Origin of the sequence: Pseudarthrobacter sp. W1I19 (assembly GCF_030817835.1) — a bacterium.
Taxonomy (GTDB): Bacteria; Actinomycetota; Actinomycetes; order Actinomycetales; family Micrococcaceae; genus Arthrobacter.
Window position 1 is genome coordinate 4115837 of record NZ_JAUSZR010000001.1, and the last position, 26975, is coordinate 4142811.

Below are 26975 nucleotides of genomic sequence, written 5' to 3' on the forward strand. Positions count from 1 at the left end.
CGGGCGTCCGGCCCGCACCTTTGAAGGGACACACTTAAATGGCGCGGAGCCCCGAAGAATCTCTCAGGGCAACCCTGGCCAGAGTGGCACCCGGAACTCCCCTCCGCGACGGGCTGGAGCGGATCCTGCGGGGCCGGACCGGTGCGTTGATCGTGCTGGGCATGGACAGGACCATCGAATCCATCTGCTCCGGCGGCTTCGACATTGGCATCGACTTCTCCCCCACCCGGCTCCGTGAGCTTGCCAAGATGGATGGCGCCATCATCTGCGACAAAGACGCCGGCAACATCCTCCGCGCGGCCGTCCAGCTCGTCCCCGATTCCAGCATCGAAACCCAGGAGTCCGGTACCCGCCACCGAACTGCCGAACGCGTGGCAATCCAGACGGGCGTGCCCGTTATCTCGGTCAGCCAGTCCATGCAGATCATCGCCCTGTACGTGAACGGCCTGCGGCACGTCCTGGAGGGATCTGAAAAGGTCCTGGCCCGCGCCAACCAGGCCCTCGCCACCCTTGAGCGCTACCGCTCCCGCCTGGACCAGGTCACCAGTTCGCTGTCCGCACTGGAGATCGAAGCGATGGTCACGGTCCGGGATGTCGCCGTCACCCTCCAGCGCCAGGAAATGGTCCGCCGCATCTCGGAGGAAATTTCACAGTACGTCCTGGAACTTGGCGAGGACGGCCGGCTCCTGTCGCTCCAGCTCGATGAGCTCACGGTGGGCCGCGGCCCCGGAAGCGATGTGATCATCCGCGATTACGCCAGCCCCACCGCCTCTGCCGATGACATCGAAAAAGCGGTCAACGAACTGGTGAACCTGGGTCCCACGGAGCTGATCGACCTGGGCAAGATCTCAAGCATCGTGGGGTTTGCCGGCGGCGAAGCGAACCTGGACGCCGTGGTGCAACCTCGGGGCTACCGCCTGCTTTCGGGTCTCAAAGCGGTTCCGAAAGCCGTTGCGGACCGCTTGGTGGACCACTTCGGCGGCCTGCAGTTCCTCATGGCCGCCACCATCGACGATCTGATGACGGTGGACGGCATCGGGGACCAGCGCGCCCGGACTGTACGCGAAGGCCTCAGCCGGATGGCGGAAGCAAGCCTGCTGGACCGTTTCCTCTAAATCCATCGACTGCCGGGTAACTGCCGTTTTGAGCGGCCAAAAGCGCAGTAACGGAGCAGTTTTGCGAAAGAAATCCGTCAGTTCAGCTGGAAAACAGCCTTAGGGCTGGCTTTCGAGCCCAGCTTCGCCGTGAAGATGTAATACGCGCCGCCGCCTCCGGGCTTGGACTCCACGGGCTGGCAACCTTCGACGGAGCGGTTGCGGGACCAGGGGAAGTTGGCGGTTTCGCTGGCCCCCGGTGCAATGGTCTTCACCAGGTCCTCGCTCTTCGCCTGGCAGTCCCTGGACGAGAAAATCCGGTCGGCGCCGCTGGTCACCAGGAATTCCATCTGTGAGGTTCCGATATTCACCTCGCACGGCACGGTGCCGCCGTTCGTCACCTTGAGCGTCAGCATCGGGTTTTCCCCGGGGCCGTAGGCGGCTTTGTCCGTCGACGCCGAGACGGTCACCAGGTTCTGGTTGCAGGTCGGGGTGGGTGAGGGCGTGGCGGTGGGTGCCGGAGCAGAGGCCGACGGCGACGCCTGGCCGGAGGGGTCAGTGGACGCGGATGCGCCGGCGCCCGGGTCGGTTGATGATGCCTGTTCCGACCCGCCGCTGAAGGCGCCGGCGAGGGAGAATCCGCCCACCACCAGTGCGATCACCAGCAGCAAGGCCGCACCCAGGAACAGCCGGCGCCGGCGGTACACGGCAGGGCTCGGCTTGCGGACCATGCTGGATCCGGATGCCGTTGTCCTGCCACGTGATGAATTGCCTTGCCCGCCCATCCTCCTAGGCTAGAGAACGGCCGCCGCTCTGCCCTGCCACCACGCCGCCGGCAGGGCCATCGCTCTGGTCACATCCAGCCAGGCGGCAGGGCCATATCCCGTTTCGGGCTCCGGAAACTGATCCATTACAGTGTTGGGATCGATACTGAAGCCTTAACCACCGCCGCGCCTGCCCGTTTGCCTTCGGAGCCGGAACTGCAGGAGTTGCATACCCGGATCAACGCGTGGTTCGCCGTTATTGCCCGCGACCTGCCCTGGCGCGAGCCCGCCTGTTCTCCATGGGGTGTGCTGGTCAGTGAGATCATGCTGCAGCAGACCCCCGTGGTCCGGGTGCTGCCCGTCTGGCGTGAATGGCTGCAGCGTTGGCCCACCCCGGCCGGGCTGGCAGGCGAGCCCGCGGGCGAGGCTGTGCGTTCCTGGGGCCGGCTGGGTTACCCGCGCAGGGCCCTGCGGCTGCACGCGGCAGCAGTTGCCATCGTCGAAGAGCACGGCGGCAAGGTTCCGGACAACTACGCCGACCTGCTGGCGTTGCCGGGAGTGGGCAGTTACACGGCCGCGGCGGTGGCGGCCTTCGCCTACGGGCGCCGCGAAACCGTAGTGGACACCAACATCCGGCGGGTACACGCCAGGATGGTCTCCGGGGTGGCGCTACCCGCTCCGGCGCTGACCGCCGCGGAGATGCGGCTCGCGGCCCAGCTCCTTCCGGACGACGACGGCACATCAGTGCGCTGGAACGCTGCGGTTATGGAGCTGGGGGCGCTCGTCTGCACAGCCCGCGCACCCAAATGCGGTGACTGCCCCGTCCGGGACTCCTGTGCCTGGCGCGCTGCAGGTGAGCCGCCGCCGTCGTACATCCCCAAGGGACAGGCGTGGCACGGCACCGACCGCCAGGTCCGCGGAGCCGTGATGGCCGTGCTGCGCGTGGCCGAGGGGCCGGTGCCGGCGGAGATGTTCCAGCGGGAGCCGACGGACCTGGGCTTTGCGCCGGAGGGGATCGGGGTGCCCCTGGCAGCCCTGCACAGGCTCAATTCCGCCCCGGAGCAGCTGGAGCGGGCGCTGGCGGGGCTGCTTGCCGACGGCCTGGCCGAAGTGCAGCACGGCGGGTACCGGCTCCCCGGTTAGACCCTGCAGAGGGGGCCACCATAACGATGTTTGCATCACTTCAACCCTGACCACAGGCAGGCACGGTGCCCGGCTTTACGCTGAAGTATGGGCAAGCGCGGGCTGCTTTTGGCGCTGATGACGACGGCGGGACTCGCCACTGCGTGTGGGCCGGGCCCTGGCGCGGTCCCCTGTCCGGCCATCGCCCAGGCCACAGCTCTTTCGGTCACAGTCGCGGCGGACTATGCGCCGCAGGTGGAGAAACTGCACGTCAAGGCCTGCCAGGACGGGCAGTGCAAGGAAGAAGACATGGAGCTACGCCCCGGCAGTGCATCGATCGACCAGGGCTGCACGCCGGAGGGGGTCTGCTCGGCCACTGCATCCCCGGACGGGACAAAGATCGCCACGCTGTTCCTGGAGAGCCTGACCGAATCCCCCATGTCTGTCACCGCAACGGCTGCCGCATCGGACGGATCACCCCTGCCCGTGCGGTCCCTGGATTTCCGCCCGCGCGGCGACTACCCGTTTGGCGAGCAGTGCGGCCGGTTCATATCTGCGTCCGTGCTCCTTGACGCCGCCGGGCTGCGGGAACAGCCCTGATACTGGAACTAGAGCTGAAACAGGGCTGGCTGGCTGAAGTCCTCCCCGGATGAAGCTTCGGGACAGGCTCCCGCCGCTCCTTCCGGCAGCCATTCAAAGCCAAGGTCGGCGAGGAGTTCCTCAACGGATGTCTGCCCCTCGAGGACTTCAATGTTGGAGGTGTTGTCTTCGAGGTCGGGCCGTTCCATGGCATCGAGCATATTCGCAGCAGTCCGCTCCGGCGCTGCGAACACACCGCCCGGCCATCATTCGGATTCGTGCAGGCACCCCGGATGGGCTTACGGCTCGCCGAAGCCGGCCTGCACCAGCCCGCCGACGTAGTTCACGGCGCGCTCGGCGTCCGCACCCCAGGCTTCGACATGCAGCACTGATCCCTTACCCGCCGCCAGTGTCATCAGTGCTGTCATGGAGGTGGCGTCCACGCCGTTGACCTGGACTTCCGCGTCCAGGGACGACAGGCCGCCGGCGATCTTGGCCGCCGGCCGCGCATGCATCCCTGCCTGGTTGATGAGCTCAAAGTCCCCGGTAAAGTCGGGCCCGGAACCGGTGACGGAACCTTCCGCCACCTCCTGGATCCCAGGGCTTTCCGGGTGCCGGGCGGGACCAAGGACGGACTCTGCTGCCCGCTTGACACCCTGTGCATCGGCGCCACCCTGGGCTGCCACAGCAGCGGCCACCAGCCCTTCCACCAGGGGCGCGTCCGCCAGCAGTACACCTGCGGGATTGTCCACGAATTCCAGTGCAGATTCCGCGGTCATCACGGCTGATCCCAGATCGGTGAGGATCACCGCACCACCGCCGTTGGGCACCTGGTCAAGGGCGGCCATGACCTTCTCCAGGCTGGTGCCGATCCGGCCGTCAGTGGTGCCGCCCGCTGGCAGGATAACGACGTCAGGCGCCATTTGCGCCGCAAGTTCCGTGGCGCCGTCGGCAATCTTTTCACTATGGGACACCACCACGATGCTGACGGTCACGCAGCCGCCTTCGCCGCGGCACGCATGATCAGGGCGCTGGAAGCCGCGCCGGGATCGCGGTGCCCGGCGCTCCGCTCCCCCAGGTAACTGGCCCGCCCCTTCCGCGCCACCAGTGGGTCAGTAGCCACCGCCCCCGCCTCCGCCGCCTCGGCGGCAGCCACCAGGACGGTCAAAGGATCAGTGCTGCCGTTTCCGGCTGCCTTGCCTGCCGCTTCGGCCGCCGGCGTCCAGGCGTCCACCATGGTTTTGTCCCCCGGCTCCGCTTTTCCACGGGCCACAATCCCGTCCCGCGCTGCGGTGAGGGCACCGGCCCAGGCGGCAGGATCGATCTCGGCGGCGTCACCCAGGGACGTGGCAGCGCGCAGGAACGCAGTGCCGTACAGCGGACCGGCGGCCCCGCCCACTTTGGACATCAGTGTCAACGCCGTGAGCTTCAGTGCGGCGCCCGGGGTTTCCGGCGGTGACTCGGACAGTTTGTCCAGGACGGCCTGGAAACCACGGTCCATGTTTTCGCCATGATCCGAATCTCCGATGGCCCGGTCCAGCTCGATCAGCTCCACCCGGTGCTCCGCCATGGCCTGCGCGCACAGCGTCAGCCACTTCACCGTCCAGTTCACATCCAGCACCATGGCTACAGGCCCCAGCGTAGAGCCGCCGTGTGCACAGGCGCGTCCCACAGTTCGGTGAGCTCATCGTCCAGCTTCAGTATTGAGATGGAGCAGCCCTGCATCTCCAGGGAGGTGATGTAGTTGCCCACCAGGGAGCGCTCGACGGCAGCGCCCTGGTCCGCGAGCACCTTTGCGGCCCGCCGGTACACGATGTACAGCTCGCTCAACGGCGTGCCACCCATACCGTTGACGAAGAGCAGCACCTTGTCCCCAGAGGTGATGCCGAGATCGGACAACACGGGCTCCAGCAGCCGGTCCGTGATGCCGTCGGCGTTCTCCATGGGGATCCGGTGCCTGCCGGGCTCGCCGTGGATCCCTATGCCAATCTCGATTTCCTCCTCGGCCAGGTCGAAGCTGGGCTTGCCCGCGTGGGGAACGGTGCAGGACGTCAGGGCCACGCCCATGGTGCGGACGTTGCTGTTGACCCGTTCGCCAATGGCGGCCACCGAGTCGAGATCATCGCCGCGTTCGGCGGCGGCCCCGGCAATCTTCTCCACCAGCACCGTTCCGCCCACCCCGCGGCGGCCGGCCGTGTACAGGGAGTCCTCGACTGCCACGTCGTCGTTGACCAGGACCGTGCGGACATTCACACCCTCGGCTTCCGAGAGTTCCGCCGCGGTTTCGAAGTTCAGGACGTCGCCGGTGTAGTTCTTCACGATATGGACGACGCCGGCACCCGAGTCGACGGCGAGCGTCGCGGGAAGGATCTGGTCCGGCGTGGGCGAGGTGAACACCGCCCCCGGCACAGCGGCGTCGAGCATTCCCCGGCCCACAAACCCGGCGTGAAGCGGCTCGTGGCCACTGCCGCCGCCGGAGACCAGGCCAACTTTCCCATTGGCCGGCGCGTCATTGCGCGTGACGAAAATGGGGTCTGGATTGACGGTCACGAGTTCTGGATGTGCCTGGCCAAATCCCTGCAGCGATTCTTCAACTACCGATCTTGGGTCGTTGATGAGCTTTTTCATGGCGTTGCTCCCGGGCATGGTTCCTGGAGGATGACAGTCTGACCCTACTACCGGCGCATTGCGGGGCGGTAGGGTCCGGATTCTCCCAGACGCAGAAAAGGGACAGCCCCCAATGACCGTCCCTTTCCCTGGGCCCCCCAACCCGGCCGGAGCCAGTTTATCCATCAAATCGACTAAAACCAAGCAGGTCAGATGCCCCAAAGGGTATTCTTGGTGCCAGGAGAGCAGGGACGGCCAGCGCTTGGACAGGCTTTCGGCGGAGCGGTCTTCGTCAGAGAAACTTGATCATGCGGGTGTTGCCAAGGGTGTTCGGCTTTACCCGCGCAAGATCGAGGAATTCCGCCACGCCTTCGTCATGGGACCGCAGCAACTCTGAGTACACCATGGGGTCCACGGCGGATTGATCTGCCATTACTTCGAAACCGTGGCGCTTGAAGAAGTCCACCTCAAAGGTGAGGCAAAAGACGCGTGCCACACCCAAGGCACGGGCTTCCTCAAGCAGGCTCTCCACCAGCACGTGGCCAACGCCCTTACCGCGCCAGTCTTCGGAAGCAGCCAGAGTCCTTACCTCGGCCAGGTCTTCCCACATCACATGGAGCGCTCCGCAACCGATCACGTCGCCGCTGTCCGCCTCGGCGATGCGGAACTCCTGCAGGCTCTCGTAGTATGCCACCGTCTCCTTGGCCATCAGAATCCGTTGCTCTGCCAGCGGCGCAACTAGTTTCTTGATCGCAGACACATCACTGGTGCGGGCAGGGCGGATATGGAAGGACTCGGTCACAGAGCAATCCTAGTTCCCGCGGTTGCCTACACGACTCAGCTCTCCGATTTCGTCATACGGCGGCTGAGATGAAGTTTTGCTTGCCCTCAACTGCGAGAAGCGGGGCAGATAGCGAAGAGTTAGGAGCTCACATCCGGCAGCGTTTGCGGACGCGGACTGCGAACAACCAATGTTGCGGATGTTACCCACATCACCCTAGAGGTGCTGCCGCCCGACCCCGGAGGAAAAATGGCCACAGGCTCCCCCACGCTGACCGATGAACCATTGGCACAACATGAGAAACAGGGCCTTAGGCGGTCCATGGAGGCCCGCCACCTGGTGATGATTGCCATGGGAGGTGTCATTGGGTCCGGCCTGTTCCTCAGTTCGGGTTACACCATCGCGCAGGCGGGGCCCCTCGGAGCAATCATCGCTTACCTGCTCGGCGCCGTGGTGGTCTATATGGTGATGGCCTGCCTGGGCGAACTGGCGGTTGCCTACCCCGTGTCCGGTGCGTTCCACATTTACGCAGCCAGGTCGATAGGTCCAGCTACCGGTTTCGCCACCGCCTGGCTTTACTGGCTCTGCTGGGCGGTTGCCCTGGGCTCGGAATTCACCGCGGCCGGCCTTCTGATGCAACGCTGGTTTCCGGAGGTGGATGTTTGGATTTGGTGCCTCGTTTTTGCGGCCGTGCTGTTCACGCTGAACGCGATCTCTTCCCGGGTCTTTGGTGAATCGGAGTTCTGGTTCGCGCTGATTAAGGTCGCAGCCGTCATCGGGCTGATTGTCCTGGGCGGCGCAGCACTGCTCGGCTTTCATCCGCTGGCCGAAAATGGCTATCCGTTCCTTGGGGAAAACCTCAATACGCCCCAAGGCCTGTTCCCCAACGGAATTACGGGCGTCCTGATTACCACGCTTGCGGTCTTCTATGCATTCTCAGGGTCGGAACTCATTGGCGTGGCGGCTGGAGAAACGGCCAACCCGGCCGTCAATATTCCAAAGGCGATGCGAACCACCGTTATCCGCCTGATGATTTTCTTTGTTGGGGCCATCGCTGTTATCGCCGGTACGGTGCCCTACGAGGAAACGTCGCTGGAGCAAAGTCCCTTTGTCACCGTCTTTGCCCAGCTTGGCATTCCCTACGCGGCCGACATCATGAATTTCGTTATCATCACAGCCCTTTTGTCCGCCGGGAACTGCGGCCTGTTTTCCTGCGCGCGGATGCTCTTTTCGCTGGCCGATGAAGGCCACGCTCCAAAGGCCCTGCAGAATCTCACAAAGCGCGGCATTCCCTTGCTTGCCCTGTGTGTAAGCATGCTGGGCGGCCTGGCTTCGCTGATCAGCAGCGTGGTGGCACCGACCACGGTCTACCTGGTCCTGGTCTCCGTTGCCGGGTTCGCCACGGTTGGCGTCTGGATGTCCATCACGGCGGCGCATTTCTTCCACCGCCGGAACTTCCTCCGAGAGGGCGGGGACACGGCGTCGCTCCCCTACCGGGCACCGCTCTTCCCGCTGCTGCCAATCGCCGCGTTTATCCTCTGCGTCATCTCCCTGATAGGAATAGGCTTCGACCCCACCCAGGCGACAGCCCTGTACTTCGGAATCCCCTTCGTAGCAGCCTGCTACGCCTACTTCCACTTCAAACACGGCCGAGGAAAGAAAGAAACGCGGAAACCTGACGTCCTGGTCAGAATGGAAGACGCCCCCTAACCCCAACTGAAGAGGCCGCAACGCCCGGGACCTAAGGTGCGCCCAGACGACTCCGGACAAGAGGCGCCGGCGTGAGTGACTTAGCGTTTGGCCCCGGGGCGACGCCAGGCAAGAGGCTCGGAGGCTGGGACATTTATGGAGCGTGCATGAGGGCCCACGCTGGCAGGGTTCCCTGGCCGAGCTTGCGAGGCTAGGGGGCCAGTGGGGATGAACGAGCAGCACGCGGTAAATGTCCCAGCCTCCGAACCGGACTCAGCAAGACAGCCGGGGTAAGCGCTGCTAGAGTCCCAGCTCGGCCGGCAGGGGCACATCCTGGTCCAGGACGTGCCGGGCCAGGAAGTGCTCTACGACCCCGTACCAGACCTTCGCGTGCTGTGGCTGTAGCACCCAGTGATTCTCGTCCGGGAAGTACAGGAACCGGTGCGGGGTCCGGCCGTCCTGGTCCGCGGCAAGCTGTGACTTGGACAGCAGCTCGTACCAGAGCCGCAGCCCTTCCCCGATGGGGACGCGGTAGTCCTTGTCGCCGTGGATCACCAGCATGGGGGTGCTGATTTTTTCGACGTGGAGATGTGGCGAGTTTTCCTTGGCCATCTCTTCGGTCATTTCCTTGAGCCAGTATTGCGATGCGTCAGTGGTGGGACCGAACTGGTCCAGGGCCCAGAGGCTTGCATGGGTCACGACGGCCTTGAACCGGTCCGTCTGGCCTGCAACCCAGTTGGCCATGTAGCCGCCGAAGGAGCCACCCATGGCGGCGGTGCGTTCCGGATCAATATCGGGCCGGCTGACGGCCGCGTCGGTGGCCGCCATCAGGTCCGTGAACGGCGTTTTACCCCAGGCACCCCAGCCGCGCTGGATGTAGTTCTGGCCATAACCCGTTGAGAGGGCCGGGTCAGGCAGGAGCACCGCGTATCCCTTGGCGGTGAGCAGCCATGGGTTCCAGCGCCAGGTCCAGGCGTTCCAGGATCCCAGCGGGCCGCCGTGGATCCACAGGAGCATCGGAACCGGGGACTCGGCGGACGCCCCGTCGGGCAGCGCCAGGTAGGCCGGCACCCGGGAACCGTCAGCCGCTGTGGCCGCGATCCGTTCAAGCCTGCCGGACCGGGCGGGACGGTCTGCAGGGGCCGGCAGGCGGGTCGTTTCCCCGGTCTGCAGGTCGATGCGCACCGCCTCTGGCGGAAACTCATAGGAACTGCGCAGGGCATACGCGTGACGCCCGTCGGGTGCGATGGCGACGTCCGTGTACGCCGCTATGTCCTGCGTCACCCGGGTGACACTCACTTCAGCGGCAGCGGCCGGGACGCTGATCCGGAAAACCGGCGACGCGCCGTCGTCGTCCGCCGTGACCAGGAGGGCGGAACTGTCCGGCAGCCAGGCTGCGGGCTTGGCCCAGCGGTCCCAGTCGTGCGCCAGGGGCGTCAGCTGGGCCGCTCCCGGCTCCAGTCCTTCAGAGACATTGAGGAGGTGCAGCTTGACCTGGGGAGCCTGGTGCGGGGTGCTGTCGCTCTCGCTGACCACCACCAGCGTGTTTCCGTCCGGGCTCACGGGGCCCGGGAAGTAGCTCATGCCCTCATGGTCCAGTAGCACGTTGGTGGTTCCGGAAGCCACGTCGACAGCCACCAGGATCGAGCGGCTGTCGGCCTTCGCCAGCGGCTTGGCGTAGCTCGTGTAGATGGTCCGCCCGTCGGGGCTGACGGCAGTTTCGGCCTCGCGCAGCCGGGGTCCCGCCTCCGGAGTGAGGTTCCTTAGTGCCAGCGGGGCGGCTGCGTCCATGGTGGCGGGCTTTCCGGGTTCCTGCTCTTTTCCAGGCTCGACGGCGAAAATCCGCGGCTGCCCCGGCCCCAGGTCCGCGTCCCAGTACCGCACCGGATATTCGCTGTGCAGGATGGCCGACACCTTGTTGTCCTTGCGCGACTTGCGGCGTTCGGCCTCGTCCTCCTCATCCGCAGAACCGGCAAGGACCTCGGCCGCCACGAAGGTGGCGTCAGCGTTCCTGGCGGTCAGCACGGAGCCCACACCGCCCGGGCGGTTGAGCACTACGCGCGCCTCACCACCGTTGGCCGGCAGAAGCCAGAGGGCGTTGACGGGGTCGCCCTCGGGGCTCTCGGGATCCGGCCGCGCTGAGGTGAAGTAGACGTCGCCGTTGGCTGCGAACGCCGCCCCGGCCTCGCCCTTGGTGCTGCGGGTAATCCGGCGGGCCTGCTTCTGCCCGGCGGGATCAAGCTCCCACAGCGCCGTCGCAAACTCGGTTCCCTTGCCATTCAGGGTGGCCACGGTAGTGACCAGCCGTGTGCCATCCGGGCTCAAAGCCAGCCCGCTAACCCGCGGGATGGAGAGGTAATGGTCGAGATCGTGAAAAGGGGTCAAAGGTCGCTCATCCGGGATCACCGGTTCCAAGTTAGCCATGCCCCCGATTCAACCCGAGTTGTGCTTCCCGTCACAACCGCCACGCTCACTTGGGCTTGTCTCCGTGGCCAGGTCCGCTTCGGCCCCGGCGCCCCGCTTTGGTGCGTTCCCGTGGTTGAGTCCGGCGCCGGAGCGAACCCAGCCACGGATGAAAGCACGGAACCATGCCAGGGGAGCTTAACAAGCGAAGGCCCCGCCTGCTCGGGGAGCTGGCGGGGCCTTCGGGTGATGCTTTAGACGCTCGGGGCGATTTCCGGGATGCGCGGCTTGGCGTTGCCCGCGAACGTGAACTTGGCGTCGTCGCCGTCGCCTTCCACGTCCACTACGACAATGTCGCCGGCGTGGATCTCGCCGAAGAGGATCTTCTCGGAAAGCTGATCCTCGATCTCCCGCTGGATGGTGCGGCGCAGCGGCCGCGCGCCCATGGCAGGATCGTAACCGCGGGTTGCCAGGAGCACCTTGGCCTTGGGCGTGAGCTCGATGCCCATGTCCTTGTCCTTGAGGCGCTTCTCCAGGCGTCCAACGAACATGTCCACGATCTCGATAATCTCGTCCTGGGTGAGCTGCGGGAATACCACAACGTCATCCACACGGTTCAGGAACTCGGGGCGGAAGTGCTGCTTGAGTTCCTCGGTGACACGGGCACGCATGCGGTTGTAGCCGGTCTGCGTGTCGGTGCCGGACTGGAAGCCGGTGGCAACACTCTTGGAGATGTCCCGGGTGCCCAGGTTGGTGGTCATGATGATCACGGTGTTCTTGAAGTCCACCACGCGGCCCTGGGAGTCGGTCAGGCGGCCGTCTTCCAGGATCTGCAGCAGCGAGTTGAAGAGGTCCGCGTGGGCCTTTTCCACTTCGTCGAACAGCACCACGGAGAACGGACGGCGCCGGACCTTTTCGGTCAGCTGGCCACCCTCTTCGTAGCCGACGTAGCCCGGAGGGGCACCGAAGAGCCGCGAGACGGTGTGCTTCTCGGAGTACTCGGACATGTCCAGCGTGATGAGGGCGTCCTCTTCACCGAACAGGAACTCCGCCAGTGCCTTGGCCAGCTCGGTCTTGCCGACGCCCGTGGGGCCGGCGAAGATGAACGAGCCGCCGGGACGCTTGGGATCCTTGAGCCCTGCACGGGTGCGGCGGATGGCCTGGGACAGTGCCTTGATGGCCTCGTCCTGGCCCACCACGCGCTTGTGCAGTTCGTCTTCCATCTTCAGCAGGCGCGAGGATTCTTCCTCGGTCAGCTTGAAGACCGGGATGCCGGTGGAGTTGGCAAGCACCTCAGCGATGAGATCCTCATCCACCTCGGAGATGTCGTCCATGCCGCCGGACTTCCAGTGGCGTTCCTTCTCAGAACGCTCGGTGATCATCTTCTGCTCCTTGTCACGGAGCGCAGCTGCACCTTCGAAGTCCTGCGCGTCAATCGCGGACTCTTTCTCCATCTTCAGCTTGGCGATGCGCTCGTCCATGGCCTTGAGCTCCGGCGGAGCGGTCATGCGGCGGATGCGCAGCCGTGCGCCTGCCTCGTCGATCAGGTCGATCGCCTTGTCCGGCAGGAAGCGGTCCGAGATGTAGCGCTCGGCGAGGCTGGCTGCAGAGGCCAGGGCGCCGTCGGTAATGGTGACGCGGTGGTGGGCCTCGTAGCGGTCACGCAGGCCCTTGAGGATCTCGATGGCATGCGCCACGGAGGGTTCCTTGACCTGGATGGGCTGGAAGCGGCGCTCCAGCGCGGCATCCTTCTCGATGTGCTTGCGGTACTCGTCAAGCGTGGTGGCACCGATGGTCTGCAGCTCACCGCGGGCCAGCATGGGCTTCAGGATGGAGGCAGCATCGATGGCACCTTCGGCGGCACCGGCACCGACAAGGGTGTGGATTTCGTCGATGAACAGGATGATGTCGCCGCGGGTGCGGATTTCCTTGAGGACCTTCTTCAGGCGCTCTTCGAAGTCACCGCGGTAGCGGGAGCCCGCAACCAGGGACCCGAGGTCCAGGGTGTAAAGCTGCTTGTCACGGATGGTCTCCGGGACGTCACCGCGGACAATCGCCTGGGCCAGGCCTTCGACGACGGCGGTTTTACCGACGCCGGGCTCACCGATCAGCACCGGGTTGTTCTTGGTACGGCGGGAGAGGACCTGCATAACGCGTTCCATCTCCTGCTCGCGTCCGATCACAGGGTCCAGCTTGTTTTCCCGGGCAGCCTGGGTCAGGTTGCGGCCGAACTGGTCCAGCACCACGGAACCTGCCGGAGCGCCTTCGGGCTGGCCCGAGCCAACGCCTGCGCCGGTGGTTTCCTTGCCCTGGTAACCCGACAGCAGCTGGATGACCTGCTGGCGGACCCGGTTGAGGTCGGCGCCGAGCTTGACCAGCACCTGGGCAGCAACGCCCTCACCCTCGCGGATGAGACCCAGCAGGATGTGCTCCGTGCCGATGTAGTTGTGGCCCAGCTGGAGGGCTTCGCGCAGCGAGAGCTCCAGCACCTTCTTGGCACGGGGGGTGAAGGGGATGTGGCCGGACGGCGCCTGCTGGCCCTGCCCGATGATCTCCTGCACCTGCTCGCGAACGCCGTCGAGCGAAATGCTCAAGGACTCAAGAGCTTTGGCGGCAACGCCCTCACCCTCATGGATAAGACCCAAGAGGATGTGTTCGGTACCGATGTAATTGTGGTTCAGCATGCGTGCCTCTTCTTGGGCAAGCACAACTACGCGACGGGCACGGTCCGTAAATCGCTCAAACATTTCGCCACACTCCTAGCTACGACGTACTTTGATGCTACGTGGCCAGCCCATACTTGTGGAGCGTGTTCGCCACGGGGGAAACCGCAGTGTTCACGGAATATTGGAAACAGGCCCTTTGGGGCGCTTCCACCACTGCGATGGGGAGGCAAAGGAGCCTGTCCGTCGAGGGAACGGAGGAGCGCGTCACCTCATCGCGCACCGTGGGTACGGCCGCCGTAACCGGGGTGCCGCGGCCGCTGCCGTCCAGGTCCCGATCCTTGATGCAAGCCGCCGGCTGAAAGGTTCCGTGGCCGTCTCCAAAAACCCCGATGGCGCCAGGAGCGGTTAGCGGCCGGTGCCGCCCATTTGAGTCCCGCAACCGAAAAAGCCCTGCTCCCAAATAGGAAGCAGGGCTTATTACGTGAGCTGCCGGCGTAACTAGGAATTGGCCTTTTGGTAGGCTTCCTGGATTTCAGCCTGAATTCGGCCGCGGCTGTTAACCGTGTAGCCGTTTTCGCGGGCCCATTGACGAATCTGGGCCGAATCGTGGCTGCGGCCACCGGTGGGCGCTTTTGCCCGGGCAGTCCGGCCGCTGCCGCCGGAAGCCTTTCGTGCTGCGCCGATAAAGCGCTCCAGTGAGGAGCGAAGTTCCGCGGCATTCGCCGCGGAAAGATCGATCTCGTAGTTGACCCCGTCAAGGCCAAACTTAACATTCTCGTCTGCGGATCCCCCATCCAGATCATCAACGAGGATGATGTTTACTTTCTGTGCCATTAAAAGACTTCCTCTTGGAAAGGTTCGGGTTTTCAGAAAAGCAGGATGTTTCCTAAAAAGTATGACTCTTTTTATGGCAACGCGTCAAAGCGCCTAATGATCCTTGGGGATAAAGGCAGGAAATTAGGGGGTTTTATCTTTTGATTCGGGGTCCGTGTGCTCCGCAGGAGTTGCCGCCTGGGCTTCGGCTTCTGCCTGGGCCCGGGCCTCCGCCTGGCGCTCGGACTTGTCCGCATTAAAGATCGCTTTCATGGCGAACCAGAAGAGCAGTCCCACCACGATGGAGGGAAGCAGGACAGCTACGTACTCCATGGTCAGTGGCCCTCGGGCTTGAGCAGCGGGAACAGGATTGTTTCGCGGATTCCGGCGCCGGTGAACAGCATGACCAGCCGGTCGATTCCGAGTCCGATGCCGCCCATGGGCGGGGCGCCGTATTCGAGTGCGCGCAGGAAGTCCTCATCCAGCTGCATTGCTTCGTCGTCGCCGGCCGCTGCGTGGCGGGACTGTTCGGTGAGCCGCTCGCGCTGGATGACGGGGTCGATCAGTTCCGAGAACGCGGTACCGCGCTCCATGCCGCCGATGATGAGGTCCCAGGCCTCGATCAGCCGGCCGTCCTTGCGGTGCGGCCGCGCCAGCGGCTGGGCGGAGGGCGGGTAGTCGTAAACGAAAGTGGGGTTCAGCAGCGTAGGCTCAACGATTTCGCCGAAGAGCTCGACCACCAGCTTCTCGGCGTCCCACTTCGGGTCCACCTTGACCTCGTGCTTCTCAGCAATCCCGCGAAGCACCTCCAGCGGAGTCTCCGGCGTGATGTCCTGCCCAACGGCGTCGGACAGTCCCGGGTACACGGACACCCAGGCCCAGTCGCCGTCGAGGTTGATCTCCCCTGCTTCGGTCTGCAGGACGCGGCCGGCACCCACGGCGTCGGCGGCGTCGAGGATGATCTCCTTGATCCGCTCAGCCATCACAAACTGGTCCGCCCACGCCTCGTAGCACTCAAGCGTGGTGAATTCCGGGCTGTGGGTGGAGTCCACGCCTTCATTGCGGAACACCCGGCCCATGTCGTAGACGCGATCGATGCCGCCCACCACGGCGCGCTTGAGGTACAGCTCAGTGGCGATGCGCAGGGTCATCTTCTGGTCGAAGGCGTTCATGTGGGTCTCGAACGGCCGCGCCAGCGCGCCGCCGTGGACCAGCTGCAGGATGGGGGTCTCCACCTCAACGTAGCTGTGCCGGAACAGCGTCTCGCGGATGGAGCGCGTGATGGCAGCGCGGGTGTAGACCATTTCGCGGGCTTCGTCGCGGACCATGAGGTCCACGTAGCGCTGGCGGACGCGGGTTTCCTCATTCAGCCCGGCGTGCAGCACCGGCAGCGGGCGCAGTGCCTTGGAGGCCATGGACCAGGAATCGGCCATGATGGACAGCTCGCCGCGGCGGGAGGAGATCACCTCACCCTTGATGAACACGTGGTCGCCGAGGTCAACGAGGGCCTTCCAGTCGGCGAGCGCTTCCTCGCCGATGTTGGCAAGGCTGAGCATGGCCTGCAGGCGGGTCCCCTTGCCGTCCGTGCCGCCTTCCTGGAGGGTTGCGAAGCAAAGCTTTCCGGTGTTGCGGACGAACACCACGCGGCCGGTGACGCCGACGATGTCGCCGGTGGTGTCATCGGCCTGGAGGTGGGCGTACTTTTCCCGGATCTCTGCGAGGGAGTGCGTCCGCTCCACACCCACCGGGTACGCCTCAACGCCGCGCTCGATCAGTTTGGCGCGCTTCTCCATGCGGATCCGCATCTGCTCGCTGGCATCCAGCGGCTCCGGGGCGTTCTTGGGCGAGGGGGTGTTTTGGGAAGTCACAATCATCAAGTTTACCGGGCATCCGGCCGGCCCGGCTGCGCGGCCTCCCAACCGGCCCTGCCTGGGATGGGGTGGTGAAAGAACAGGTCCTTTCAACGCACGACGGCGGCCGGCTGGCTTTGTACAGTTACGGCACCGAAGACGCGCCAGGCGAACGCCGCGTGGCGCTGATCGGCGGCGCCTTCCTCACCGCCCTGATCTACCGGCCGTTTTCGACGGCGCTGGCAAAGGGCCTGGGCGAGGGCTGGGCCGTGGACGTGTATGACCGGCGCGGCCGCGGCAGCTCCTCAGAGCAACCGGCAGGCTACTCGATGGCCACGGAGATAGCGGACGTCCGCACGGTCCTGGACGCCACCGGAGCGCGAAACATCCTGGGCCACAGCCTGGGTGCCTCGGTGGCACTTAATGCCGTGCAGGAGTTCACCGGCAGCCGGTATGTTCCGGACAAGCTCGCGGTGTACGACGCCGCCGTGAACATCGACGGCAGCATCGACACCGGATGGCCGGACGGTTTCGAAGATGCCGTGAACAAGGGCAAAGTGGGCCGCGCCCTCGCCCACATGAAGAAGGCAACCAAACCAGACTCGGCCCTGGCGAGGATCCCGGAGCCCGTCCTCGCCGGGCTGATGGCCGTGATGTCCGGCACCAAGGTGAACAGGATGTTCCAGGAAGTGATGCCCAGCGGTGTGGGCGAACTCCGGGCGGCCTACAACGAGGCGGATCACGCCAGGGACTTCAGCGTGCTCCCCGCCAACACCCACTTCATGGCGGGTGGCAAGAGTCCCAGATATTACAAGGCAACAGCCGAACGGCTCCATGCCGCAGTCCCCGGCAGCACCTACGAGCTCTCCCCCAAGTGCTTCCACGGCTCCATTCCGGCCGCCGTGGATGAACTGGTCACGGACATCTCCGAGTACTTCAAGGGTTAGGTTCCCGGCGCCTCTTGCCGAGTCAGCATTCCAGTGTCCATGGTGCCCGCGTTCAGGTTGCTCGGCTAGGCTCGGAACATGACGCGTGAGAACATCAGGACCCCCGACGGCGGCACTCTGGAGCTCTTTTCAACCGGTGCGGAACTGGCTTCCGCCGGTTCAGGCGTGGTGGTTGTCCCGCCGTCCCTGGTGACGGCTGCGGATTACACCAAGTTCGCGCAGAAGCTCAGCGCTGCCTTGGGCCGCCCGGTCCACACGTTCAACCGCCGGGGCCGGGGCTCGTCATCGCCCCAGCCGGAGGATTACACCCTGGACGTGGACATCCGCGACCTCGATACCGTGATGAAGCACACCTCTAGCACGGACGTCTTCGGGCACAGCTTCGGCGGGGCCGTTGCGCTCCATGCCGCCCGGACGCTGCCGGTGGAACGGCTCGCTGTCTACGATCCCGCCGTCTCTGTTAACCACAGCGTCAAGGCGGACTGGACCGCCGAGTACGAGCGGGCCATCGCGGCCGGGGACGACGACCGCGCCCTCGCCGTCCTGCAGCGCGGCCTCGAAGCCGGTGGCGCCTTCTCGTCGCGCATGCCGCTCTCCATGCTGACCCTGGCCAACAAGCTCACGGCAGGTACTTCAGAGGGCAAGCAGCAGCGCGAGATGATGCGCACCGGGGTCCGCGAAATCAAGGCAATCATTGCCGCGGACATGCCGGCCGAACCGTTCCTGGAACTGCCGCTGGAAACGCTGATCGTGGTTGGCGAAAAGAGCCCGGCGTACTTCGGGGTGGCCTGCGGCCAGATCCACGACGTCCTGTCCGGCTCCACCTACACCATCCTGCCCGGCTTCGGACACGACGGTGTCATCAAGGCCCCTGACAAGCTGATCAAGGAACTGGCGGACTTCTACGCCGGCTGAACCCCAAGTAGCTCGCAGTTGACGTCGCAAAAAGCGGTTTTCACGACGTTAACTGCGATCCAGTTGGGTCAGTGGACGGGGTTAGTGCCCGCCGTGGCCCGGGCCGGCGCCTTCCGTTTTACGCATCATGGCGGAGAGTACGACGGCGGCGAAGGCTATGACGGTTGCCGTCAGGAAGGCGGCGCTCATCCCGGCGACGAGGCCCGACGCGGCTGAGACCACGGCGAAGATGGACACCAGCAGCGCAGTGCCGGCGGCACCGGCCACCTGCTGCGTGGTGCTCATGATCGCGGACCCGTGCGAGTAGAGGTGCGGCGGAAGCGGGTTCAGGCCGGTGGTGAACGCCGGCGTGAACAGCAACGCCAGTCCGAAACTCAGCCCCACGTGCAAGGTGACGATCCACCAGACGGGCGTCCCGGCGTCGAGCATTGAGAACTGCCACAGCGCCACCACCATCAGGACTGAACCGGTGACGGTGAGCGGTAGCGGTCCTACTTTGTCGAAGAGCCGGCCGATGACCGGGCCCAGCAGGCCCATGGCCAGGCCGCCGGGAAGCAGCGCGAGGCCTGTCTCGAGGGAGCCGAGCCCGCGGATTTCCTGTAGGTACAGAGGCAGCAGGATGACGCCGCCGAACAGCGCCATCATGGCCACCACCATCAGCAGGACCGAGACGGTGAACATACGGAAGTTGAACGCGCGCAGGTCCAGCAGCGGGGCGTCGCCCTTCTGCAGGCGGAGCTGGCGGAGGACAAAGACGGCGAGGCTGGCGACACCGATGACCAGTGCGGCGATGGCTGCAACACCCGGCCCGGCCTGGCCGCCATGGCCGCCGCCGATCTGGCTGAGGCCGTAGACCAGGCCGCCGAACGCGGGGACGGTCAGGATGACCGAAAGGGCATCGAGCTTCGCCTTTTCCGTCTCGCCAACGTTGGTCAGGTACTTGGCACCGATGGCAAGGGCCGCGAGGGCCACCGGGAGGACGAACACGAACATAAAGCGCCAGGTGAAGTGCTCAAGGATCAACCCGGAAACCGTGGGGCCCATGGCCGGTGCCACGGAAATCGCGATGCTGACGTTGCCCATCACGGCGCCGCGCTTGGCCATCGGAACCAGCGTGAGGATGGTGGTCATCAGCAGGGGCAGCATGATCGCGGTGCCGCCGGCCTGGACAATGCGGGCCAGCAACAGGATCTCAAAGCCGGGCGCCACTGCGGCAAGTGCGGTACCGCCGGCGAAAAGCCCCATCGCGAGCATAAATACTGCGCGAGTGGACAGGGTCTGCAGGATGAACCCGGTGGTGGGAATGACCACGGCCATGGTGAGCATAAACCCGGTGGAGAGCCACTGGACGGTTGAGGCATCCACTTGGAGGTCCACCATGAGCCGCTGCAGGGCGACGTTCATGATGGTCTCGTTGAGGATCACCACAAACGTCGCCACCAGCAGCGTGCTGATGACTGTTACCGATTCGCGGGACATCTTCTCCGGCGCGGCGGGCGTGGTTCCTTCGGTTTGGACGGACTTGCCGCTGGCGTTCGGAGAGACTTCGGTAGACATGGGTGTTCCCTCAGGGAGTTGTTTGAAAGGTGCGCGATCAGCGTCGCTGCAGACTCCAACACTCTACCGGCTGGAGTAATTCCTCCGCACGGTATTTTTTCCTTAACCCTGAGGGAACAAATGGGGTCCTACGCCGTCTTGCCGGCGTGCTGGCCTTCGGAAATCTCCTCGACCAGTTTGCTGTTGAATGCCGGGAGATCGTCCGGGTTGCGGCTGGTGACCAGGCCCTGGTCCACTACCACTTCCTCGTCGGTCCAGTTGGCGCCGGCATTCTTCAGGTCGGTCTGGAGCGTGTGGTACGAGGTGACGTTCCGTCCGCGCACCACGCCGGCCTCGATGAGCAGCCAGGGCCCGTGGCAGATGGACGCGACCGGCTTGTGCTGCTCAAAGAAGCTCCGGGTGAAGGCCTGCGCTTCCTTGTCCACCCGGAGGTGGTCTGCGTTTACAACGCCGCCCGGCAGGACCAGGGCATCAAAGTCGGAGGCGTTCGCCTCTGCCACCGTGAGGTCGACGTCGAACGTGTCGCCCTTCTCCGTGCCGTTGAACCCCTGCAGCTTTCCGCTCTTGGGCGCCACCAGGGTGGGCTGGCCGCCGGCCTCCTTGACCGCCTGCCAGGGGCTGGTCAGCTCAATCTGCTCCACGCCGTCGGTCAGCAGGAATGCCACCTTCTTGCCTGTGATGCTATGTTCTGCCATTTTTCCTCCTCCTGTGAGCGGCACGCCGCGCGCTATTGAGGGCGCGGACTACCGCTTCGAGAGTTGTTTGCCTGACAGCTTCCAGCGTAGGAAAAGGGCAAGTGATAAGCAAGCTGACTATATTTGTTTGCATCCTGGGTAAGTGCTGGGCAGGGAGGACCGTTACGACGGCGGCCGGGCGACAAAGTGCGATGGCGGCCGGCGCCAGCGTACGATGGCGGCCCTCGCTACCTTCCCGGCCATCTTCGTCGGCCAAGTCCTGGCTGGCACGAAAATGTCAGACCCCCATTAGAAGATATTGATATGGGCGATGGGCGACGGCGAGAGCAGGACAGCAGCGATGGAGGGCATTCACGCCTCCACCGCCCGGCTTGATGCCCTGTTCCTCGAAGACGCCGTCCTGGGCACGGGCGGGGGCACCGATGTGGATATTTTGCAGCGGCAGTATGAGATCCGGTTGGAGCGGTTAGCGGTAACGAAGCAGCTGGAAGCCCAGATCGCCGCCGTCAAAGCCCGGGACGCATCCGAGGCCATCGAGATCCAGCACGCGATGATCCCGCCGGAAGCACGCGTGCATGAGCGGACTTACGCGGAGATGTCAGCGGTGGAGGAAATCGCCGGGGTCCTGACCATCAGCTCCCCCGCCGCCGGAGCGCTCGTCACCCAATCCCGGCAACTCGCCTCCCTGCCACCGGCCATGGACGCCCTCTCCGCCGGGACCATCTCCTGGCAGCACGCCAAAATCATCGCCGACGAAACCGACAGCCTCGACCCAACCGGCGCGGCCGCCCTCGTAGAGCACGTCCTGAACCCCAACCCTGCCCGCGGAGCCGCCGCCGGCGACCTGGTCCCCGGACGGTTCCGGAACAGAGTCCGGAACTGGCGCGAACGCCACCACCCAGAATCCCTGGAGAAACGCCACGCCAAGTGCGCCGCGGACCGGCGGATGGAATACACCCCGGACCGCGACGGCATGGCCTGGGTTTCCCTTTACATCCCCGCGCACCAGGGCTCAGCCATCTGGAACCGCACCACCGCCCTCGCCCGCGGCCTCCAAGGCCCCGACGAACCCCGCACCATCACCCAACTCCGCCCCGACATCGCCGCCAGCCTGCTCCTCCGCGCAGGAACCGCAATTCACCCCGGCCCGGAAACCAGCACACAAGAAAGCAACACAGGACAAAGCGGCGCGGGACAAGGCAAGCCGGGTGAAACCCACGCAGGTGCCGGCTTGGGCAACGTCCCGGCACCCAAGGTGGACGTCCTGGTGACCGTGCCGGTACTCGCCCTGTTCGGCATCAAAGACGAACCGGCAAACCTGGACGGTTACGGTCCAATCCCTGCCTCGATGGCCCGCAGGCTCGTTGCTAACGGCGCCTCCTCGTTCTACCGGGTGCTGGTGGATCCGCGGGACGGGGCGCCGCTGGAAATTGGCCGCACCAACTACCGGCTCACCAAAGCCATGAAAAAAGCCCTGCAGCTCAGGGACGGCAGATGCGCCTTCCCCGGCTGCAACAACCCGTCCCTGGACAACGAGGCAGACCACCTCACCGCGTGGCAACACGGCGGCACCACCGGAATCAGCAACCTGGCCCAGCTCTGCCCGAAACACCACCGTCTCAAACACAACAGCGGCTGGACACCAACAACGGCAACACGGAACGAACCACCCGGCTGGACCTCACCCACCGGCCGCCACTACAAAGCCGAACAGCCCGACCACCAACCACCCCAATGGCCACCCGGACTCCTGACCCGCGCAACGGAAGCACAGAGGCTCCGACCGGTCGAAGAAAGCCAATTCGAAAATGCCCTCGTAGCCTTGCTATCGGGCTAAGGTCGGCCGCAGAGATTGCCTTGGGCTGCACACCGGCACCCCGCTGGCACATTCAACTTAGCTTTAGCGGTGGTGCTCGATCAGCCAACCGGCCATCTGTTGGGCGCGCTTGGCTGCCTGCATGTCGCCCTCGGTGGCGGAGATGATGGAGCCCTTCATCAGGATGTGCCACGACCGTGCGAACTCGTCCGGACGCTGCAGCCCGGCTTCTTCAGCCAGGGCCTGGACGTGTCCCCGGATCTTCGCAAGGTAGTCGATGCTGGCCTGGCCCAGCGGGTGTGCCGGACCCATCTCCAGCAGGACGTTGATGAAGGAGCAGGCCTCGAAGTCCTCGCGCAGGAACCAGTCTCCGAAGACGTCGAAAATGGCCAACAGCTGCTCGGTGGGCGTATTTCCGCGGCGCCGGGCTTCGGAGACGATCGCCTCTACAGTCCACTGTTTGTCCCGCTGTTCGAGGAAGGCCAGGACCAGGGAGTCCTTCGAGGGGAAATGACGATAGAACGTGGCCTTTGCTACCCCGGACCGTTCAATCAGTTCATTCACGCCGACATCCCGGACGCCTCGGCGGGAGAAAAGCTCATAAGCCACCGTCATGATCCTGGCCACGGACTTGGCGGCAGCACTCTCCGGAGCGGGCGGTTCAGCAACCACAGGCGCATGAACGGCCACTGTAGGCTCGGCTGACAATGCCTGGTCAAGCGCATTGACTGCTGGATACTCCGCTTCTGGATTCATGACAATTCCAGTTTACCGCCGTGAGGGGAAGACAGACCGGTCTTTCCCGCTGTAGTGTTCCCTTACGCGCAGTGCTTACTACGCCGCAGGGGCCAGCCCACCGGCCGCTCGGATTGGTGCAAGGAGGCTCCTATGTCAGCAGAGCGGATGTTCCAAAGCGTGCCCTCGGATCCCGACCCGTGGATGAGTGGCGACACTCCGGCCGAGATCCGTCAGTTCGCCATCGAGTCACTTCGATGGCAGGCCCAAGAGATCATCGACGAGATCCTCTGCAGCCACGAACCGGGCGAAGAGCTCGCCAGGGCGAGGCTCCGCCGCTGTGTCGCCCGGAACCCGGGCCGTCCAGAACGGGCGCTCCTCGAACAGTTGATGACCAGCCGCGGCCGGCCAGGAATCTAGCGCAGATACCCCAGCAGATACTGCGGCCAGCCAGCCCCGCGGCCCGGAAAACTTCCGTGTGCGCAACGGGTTCCAGGAACACACAAGCGCTAGGAGCTCAAGCAGGGGAATGCGCTGGCGCTAGGAGCTCAGCGGCATATTGTCGATCAGCCGCACCGGGCCCACCTTCGCCGCGATGAGAGCCAAAGCCTCGCCCCGGAACGGCGTCTCCCGGCAGTTCTCCGCCAAGGGCTCAAGCGTGTCAGGATCCACCACATCGAAGTAGTCCAGCGCCACCAGGGGTCGCGACTCCACCATCGCCTGCGCAGACTCCAGGTCCAGCGGCTCCCGCGCAGCTGCCCGCTCCTCAAGCAGCCGCAGCGCCCGCGACAGCACCAGCGCAGCCTCGCGCTCGTCGTCGGACAGGAAGCGGTTGCGGCTGGAGAGCGCCAGCCCGTCGGCTGACCGGACGGTGGGCACGCCTACGATCTCCACCGGGAAATTCAGGTCCGTCACCATCCGCCGGACCAGCGCCAACTGCTGGGCGTCCTTTTGGCCGAAGTAGGCGCGGTAGGCCGGGAGGCCGCCCGGCGCCCCCTTGCTATGTGCCCCCTTACCAGCGGACAGCCCGGCGCCGGGGGTTCCGTAATGCAGCAGCTTGGCCACTACGGTGAGGGCGCCGTCGAAGTGGCCTGGCCGGGAGGCTCCTTCCCACTTCTCCCCGAGCCTTCCAGAGGTGATCCGCACCAGCGGCTCGCCGCCGGGATAGACCTCCTCCACGGACGGGGCAAAAGCCAAGTCCACGCCCTGCGCTTCCAGCAACGCGAGGTCGGCATCCAACGTCCGCGGATAGCGGTCCAGGTCGGTGGCATCACCGAACTGCAGCGGATTGACGAAGATGGTGGCCACCACTACGTCGTTCTGCCCGGCGGCGGTCCGCGCCAGGGCTGCATGACCCTCGTGGAGTGCGCCCATGGTGGGCACCAGGCCCTGGGAGGTTCCGCTTTTGTCGGTAAGGAGCCGGGCGCTCTGCGCATGCAGGTCGGCCACTGTTGTGACGAGTTTGATGGGCATCTTCAGTCTTCCTCCGGTTCCAAGGCCTTGCGCAGTTCCCCCAGCTGGTCGGGTTTCAGCAGCCCGCGCCCCTCGGCGCGGAGGGCTGTGGCGCGCGCCATCGCAAGGTAAGCAGCCAGCACATCGCCCTGCCGTCCGCCGTCGAACTCCCGCAGGGCCTCCGCGTGGGCTTTCACGGTTCCCACATCGCCCCGCGCCACCGGCCCGGTCAGGGCGGACTCCCCCGACGCCAGCGCGTTCTCCAGGGTGGCCCGCAACAACGGGCCCAGCATCCGCTCGGGCATTTCGACGCCAACATCACGCAACAGCTCGGAAGCCTGAGCCACAAGGGTCACCAGATGGTTTGAACCGTGCGCCAGGGCTGCGTGGTAAAGGGTCCGGTCGGCCTCGGCAATGGCCACTGGTTCGGCGCCCATCTCGACCACCAGCGCCTGCGCTATGGGCAGCATGGCGGCATCCGCGGTGACCCCGAACGTGCAGTCCAGCAGCCGGGTCAGGTCCAGGCTCATCCCCGTGAAAGTCATCGCAGGATGCAGCGCCAACGGGACGGCTCCGGCCGCGCGCACCGGACGCAGCACCCCCACCCCGAACCGCCCGGATGTGTGTGCAACCAGCTGGCCGGGCTGCCAGGCGCCGAGTTTGGCCAGCCCATCCACCAGGCCGGGCAAGGCGTCGTCGGGCACGGCCAGCAGCACCAGTTCCGCCCGCTCCACGATTTCCTGGATTTCCAGGACGGGCACGCCGGGCAGCAGCGTCTCCGCGCGTTCACGGCTGGCGTCCGAAACAGCTGAGACTCCGACGACGGCGTGTTCGGCTGCGCGGAGGGCCGCGCCGAGTACAGCGCCCACCTTGCCCGCACCGATGATTCCGACGCCGAGGCGCCCGGGCTTAGCCATGATGCCGGCCTTTCTGGGTTGGGATCGGGGTTTCGGCAGGCTCAACCGCCGGCTTCCGCTCAGCGACAAGCTCGGGCCCGGAGACGGGCTTACCCGGAAGGCCCGCATCACCGAGCAGGGTGCCAGGGGCCACCTGGGCCAGCCATTGTTCAGTGGTCTGCCGCTTACGGGCAAGCCTCGCCCGGGCGGACTGGGCGTCAAAAAGCGCGAGTGCCTGCTCCTCGCTTGCCTGCCGCAAGCGCGGCGTAACCGGCCCAACAGTGGTGTGCAGTACCAGGTCAGCCACGCGGAACCGGCGCGCCAGCGGGCCCTGGTGCAGTGCCAGGGACTGGGTCCGCTGGTGCGGCACCATTGTCAGCTCCCGCCACCAGCGGCCGGACCGGATCAGCAGCGCGGTGTCCGTGGCGGCAAAACCGTTCCGGCGCCACCCCAACGGCGCAAGCAGGCGGGCCCTGCGCGGCGTGGTGACGAATCCGCCGTCGGAATCCAGGCCATGGAGCCCTGCGCCGAAGACGGCGGCAGGATCCGGGGTGCCGGGATCCGGAAGCACCAGCGCAAGGATCGCCATCACGTCTTCCAGCCTGCCCACCGGCAGGAGCGTGGTCCGGGCGGATCCCTCGGCAGCGTTCTCGACGCCGCCGTACCCGGCCACATTGACCTGAATCCGGTACCAGCCCAGTGCCCGCCACAATGGAGGCTGGCCGATCCTTAATGCCTGGATCCGGCCCGGCGGAAGCGTCTGGGCCTGGGTGTCCAGCAGCCCGTAGCGGAGCCGGATGCCGTCCGGCGAGATGGCCGCAGTGAAGTTGTAGCCCTTGTTGAACAGGTTCCAGTAGCTTGCCGCCAGGCCCAGGGCAGCTGGAATCAGGTAGAAGTAGAAACCGCGGTTGTCGGTGACGGCCGAAAGAACAACGGACGCCACCCCGCCCAGCAGCACAAAGACGCTTTGCTCACTGAGCAGCAGGGAACCGATAAGGCGCGACGGCGGCACCGCCAGTACCGGGTATTCCGGCGCCTCGGGTGCCGGCTCGTCAGGGCGGGACGGGTCCACGGCCACGCCGGCGGCGCGCGCCAGGATGGTGGCGCGGAGCTGGCGGGCTTCGTCCATGGTGAGGTAGGCAAGGCGTACGGCGGATTCCCCCGCGTCGGCCACCTCGAATTTGAGCTCGGCCAGGCCGAAGATCCGCGCCAGCAGGGGCTGCTCAATGTCGATGGCCTGCACGCGGTCCAGCCGTGCCTGGCGCTGCTGCCGGAAAATGAAGCCGGTGTTCACCCGGACGTAGCCTCCGGACACCTGGTATTTAGTGAAGTACCAGGTGAGGATGAAACCCAGCACCGCGATGGCCAGCATGATGCCGCCACCGGCCAGCAGCCAAGGCGCCCGGCCGGCGAACTCGTCCTCCATGATCGGCCGTCCCTGCAGCGCCCGCTCAAAAACGTCCCGGCCGAAAAAGAAGCCGATGGCCGCCAGTGCCACCCAACCACGCACAAAAGGTGACGCCGGGTGCACACGCAGCCATTCGCCGTCGGCCGCCGTGCCAGGAACACCATCGGGAACGATGCCTGGCGCGGC

25 protein-coding genes are annotated in these 26975 nt (G+C 65.3%); 8 read left to right on the plus strand and 17 right to left on the minus strand.

What is annotated here, in order from left to right; all coding sequences use genetic code 11:
- The first annotated feature begins 38 nt into the window (after nucleotides 1-38).
- Nucleotides 39-1115: a DNA integrity scanning diadenylate cyclase DisA gene (gene disA, locus QF038_RS19030; RefSeq protein WP_307612257.1), complete on the plus strand. Its 1077-nt coding sequence runs from the start codon at nucleotides 39-41 to the stop codon at nucleotides 1113-1115.
- 77 nt (nucleotides 1116-1192) lie between these two features.
- Here the strand turns inward: disA and QF038_RS19035 are convergent, their stop codons facing one another.
- A complete protein-coding gene (locus QF038_RS19035; RefSeq protein WP_307612259.1) occupies nucleotides 1193-1879 on the minus strand; it encodes a hypothetical protein in 687 nt (228 codons plus the stop codon).
- Between the two features lie 177 nt (nucleotides 1880-2056).
- Here QF038_RS19035 and QF038_RS19040 point away from each other — a divergent pair, with 177 nt between their 5' ends.
- Together QF038_RS19040 and QF038_RS19045 are read left to right on the plus strand one after the other, a co-directional pair.
- Nucleotides 2057-3001, plus strand: coding sequence for an A/G-specific adenine glycosylase (locus QF038_RS19040; RefSeq protein ID WP_373461597.1), 945 nt, complete (start codon nucleotides 2057-2059; stop codon nucleotides 2999-3001).
- Nucleotides 3002-3088: 87 nt separating this feature from the next.
- Nucleotides 3089-3580: a hypothetical protein gene (locus QF038_RS19045; RefSeq protein WP_307612261.1), complete on the plus strand. Its 492-nt coding sequence runs from the start codon at nucleotides 3089-3091 to the stop codon at nucleotides 3578-3580.
- 8 nt (nucleotides 3581-3588) lie between these two features.
- Here QF038_RS19045 and QF038_RS19050 read toward each other — a convergent pair whose 3' ends face one another.
- The 5 genes from QF038_RS19050 to QF038_RS19070 form a co-directional block, all read right to left on the minus strand.
- Nucleotides 3589-3768 (minus strand): hypothetical protein, encoded by a 180-nt coding sequence (locus QF038_RS19050; protein ID WP_307612263.1) that lies wholly within the window; start codon nucleotides 3766-3768, stop codon nucleotides 3589-3591.
- 90 nt (nucleotides 3769-3858) lie between these two features.
- Entirely contained in the window at nucleotides 3859-4554 is a 696-nt protein-coding gene (dhaM, locus tag QF038_RS19055; protein WP_307612265.1) for a dihydroxyacetone kinase phosphoryl donor subunit DhaM, read from the minus strand.
- The gene (gene dhaL / locus QF038_RS19060; protein ID WP_307612267.1) at nucleotides 4551-5183 is read right to left on the minus strand and encodes a dihydroxyacetone kinase subunit DhaL; all 633 of its coding nucleotides are present in this window, start codon (nucleotides 5181-5183) and stop codon (nucleotides 4551-4553) included. The genes dhaM and dhaL overlap by 4 nt, the downstream gene beginning before the upstream one ends.
- A gap of 2 nt (nucleotides 5184-5185) precedes the next feature.
- On the minus strand, nucleotides 5186-6187 hold the full coding sequence (gene dhaK / locus QF038_RS19065) for a dihydroxyacetone kinase subunit DhaK (RefSeq protein WP_307613531.1): 1002 nt from the start codon (nucleotides 6185-6187) through the stop codon (nucleotides 5186-5188).
- 271 nt (nucleotides 6188-6458) lie between these two features.
- Entirely contained in the window at nucleotides 6459-6968 is a 510-nt protein-coding gene (locus QF038_RS19070) for an amino-acid N-acetyltransferase (RefSeq protein WP_307612270.1), read from the minus strand.
- 228 nt (nucleotides 6969-7196) lie between these two features.
- Here QF038_RS19070 and QF038_RS19075 point away from each other — a divergent pair, with 228 nt between their 5' ends.
- Nucleotides 7197-8657 (plus strand): amino acid permease, encoded by a 1461-nt coding sequence (locus QF038_RS19075; RefSeq protein WP_307612271.1) that lies wholly within the window; start codon nucleotides 7197-7199, stop codon nucleotides 8655-8657.
- A gap of 279 nt (nucleotides 8658-8936) precedes the next feature.
- Here the strand turns inward: QF038_RS19075 and QF038_RS19080 are convergent, their stop codons facing one another.
- The 5 genes from QF038_RS19080 to lysS all read right to left on the minus strand — a co-directional run bounded on the left by QF038_RS19080 (nucleotide 8937) and on the right by lysS (nucleotide 16392).
- A complete protein-coding gene (locus QF038_RS19080) occupies nucleotides 8937-11060 on the minus strand; it encodes an alpha/beta fold hydrolase (protein ID WP_307612275.1) in 2124 nt (707 codons plus the stop codon).
- A 233-nt stretch (nucleotides 11061-11293) separates the two neighbouring features.
- A complete protein-coding gene (locus tag QF038_RS19085) occupies nucleotides 11294-13786 on the minus strand; it encodes an ATP-dependent Clp protease ATP-binding subunit (RefSeq protein WP_307612277.1) in 2493 nt (830 codons plus the stop codon).
- Nucleotides 13787-14203: 417 nt separating this feature from the next.
- Nucleotides 14204-14539 carry an Lsr2 family protein gene (locus QF038_RS19090; RefSeq protein WP_091420354.1) on the minus strand — a complete coding sequence of 112 codons (336 nt, stop codon included), beginning with the start codon at nucleotides 14537-14539 and terminating at the stop codon, nucleotides 14204-14206.
- 123 nt (nucleotides 14540-14662) lie between these two features.
- Nucleotides 14663-14851, minus strand: a complete 189-nt coding sequence (locus tag QF038_RS19095; protein WP_307612280.1) for a hypothetical protein — start codon at nucleotides 14849-14851, stop codon at nucleotides 14663-14665.
- A 2-nt stretch (nucleotides 14852-14853) separates the two neighbouring features.
- The gene (gene lysS / locus QF038_RS19100) at nucleotides 14854-16392 is read right to left on the minus strand and encodes a lysine--tRNA ligase (protein WP_307612281.1); all 1539 of its coding nucleotides are present in this window, start codon (nucleotides 16390-16392) and stop codon (nucleotides 14854-14856) included.
- Between the two features lie 68 nt (nucleotides 16393-16460).
- Between lysS and QF038_RS19105 the strand changes: the two genes are divergently transcribed.
- Complete coding sequence (locus QF038_RS19105; RefSeq protein ID WP_307612283.1) at nucleotides 16461-17315, plus strand: alpha/beta fold hydrolase; 855 nt, start codon at nucleotides 16461-16463, stop codon at nucleotides 17313-17315.
- A gap of 78 nt (nucleotides 17316-17393) precedes the next feature.
- On the plus strand, nucleotides 17394-18230 hold the full coding sequence (locus QF038_RS19110; RefSeq protein ID WP_307612286.1) for an alpha/beta fold hydrolase: 837 nt from the start codon (nucleotides 17394-17396) through the stop codon (nucleotides 18228-18230).
- 81 nt (nucleotides 18231-18311) lie between these two features.
- Here the strand turns inward: QF038_RS19110 and QF038_RS19115 are convergent, their stop codons facing one another.
- Both QF038_RS19115 and QF038_RS19120 read right to left on the minus strand, forming a co-directional pair.
- Nucleotides 18312-19787, minus strand: coding sequence for a DHA2 family efflux MFS transporter permease subunit (locus QF038_RS19115; protein WP_307612288.1), 1476 nt, complete (start codon nucleotides 19785-19787; stop codon nucleotides 18312-18314).
- 128 nt (nucleotides 19788-19915) lie between these two features.
- A complete protein-coding gene (locus QF038_RS19120; protein WP_307612290.1) occupies nucleotides 19916-20482 on the minus strand; it encodes a type 1 glutamine amidotransferase domain-containing protein in 567 nt (188 codons plus the stop codon).
- Nucleotides 20483-20822: 340 nt separating this feature from the next.
- Here QF038_RS19120 and QF038_RS19125 point away from each other — a divergent pair, with 340 nt between their 5' ends.
- Nucleotides 20823-22319 carry an HNH endonuclease signature motif containing protein gene (locus QF038_RS19125; protein ID WP_307612293.1) on the plus strand — a complete coding sequence of 499 codons (1497 nt, stop codon included), beginning with the start codon at nucleotides 20823-20825 and terminating at the stop codon, nucleotides 22317-22319.
- Nucleotides 22320-22382: 63 nt separating this feature from the next.
- Here the strand turns inward: QF038_RS19125 and QF038_RS19130 are convergent, their stop codons facing one another.
- On the minus strand, nucleotides 22383-22913 hold the full coding sequence (locus QF038_RS19130) for a TetR/AcrR family transcriptional regulator (protein WP_307613532.1): 531 nt from the start codon (nucleotides 22911-22913) through the stop codon (nucleotides 22383-22385).
- A 273-nt stretch (nucleotides 22914-23186) separates the two neighbouring features.
- On the opposite strand from QF038_RS19130, the gene QF038_RS19135 reads away from it, so the two are divergent.
- Nucleotides 23187-23453 carry a hypothetical protein gene (locus tag QF038_RS19135; protein WP_307612294.1) on the plus strand — a complete coding sequence of 89 codons (267 nt, stop codon included), beginning with the start codon at nucleotides 23187-23189 and terminating at the stop codon, nucleotides 23451-23453.
- A 120-nt stretch (nucleotides 23454-23573) separates the two neighbouring features.
- Here the strand turns inward: QF038_RS19135 and QF038_RS19140 are convergent, their stop codons facing one another.
- Genes QF038_RS19140 through QF038_RS19150 form a run of 3 tightly spaced genes read right to left on the minus strand, consistent with a single transcriptional unit; the run spans nucleotide 23574 to nucleotide 26963 of the window.
- Nucleotides 23574-24506: a pantoate--beta-alanine ligase gene (locus tag QF038_RS19140; protein ID WP_307612296.1), complete on the minus strand. Its 933-nt coding sequence runs from the start codon at nucleotides 24504-24506 to the stop codon at nucleotides 23574-23576.
- A gap of 2 nt (nucleotides 24507-24508) precedes the next feature.
- Nucleotides 24509-25402, minus strand: coding sequence for a Rossmann-like and DUF2520 domain-containing protein (locus QF038_RS19145; protein WP_307612298.1), 894 nt, complete (start codon nucleotides 25400-25402; stop codon nucleotides 24509-24511).
- Entirely contained in the window at nucleotides 25395-26963 is a 1569-nt protein-coding gene (locus QF038_RS19150) for a PH domain-containing protein (RefSeq protein ID WP_307613533.1), read from the minus strand. Before QF038_RS19150 ends, QF038_RS19145 begins: the two co-directional genes overlap by 8 nt.
- Nucleotides 26964-26975: the final 12 nt, after the last annotated feature.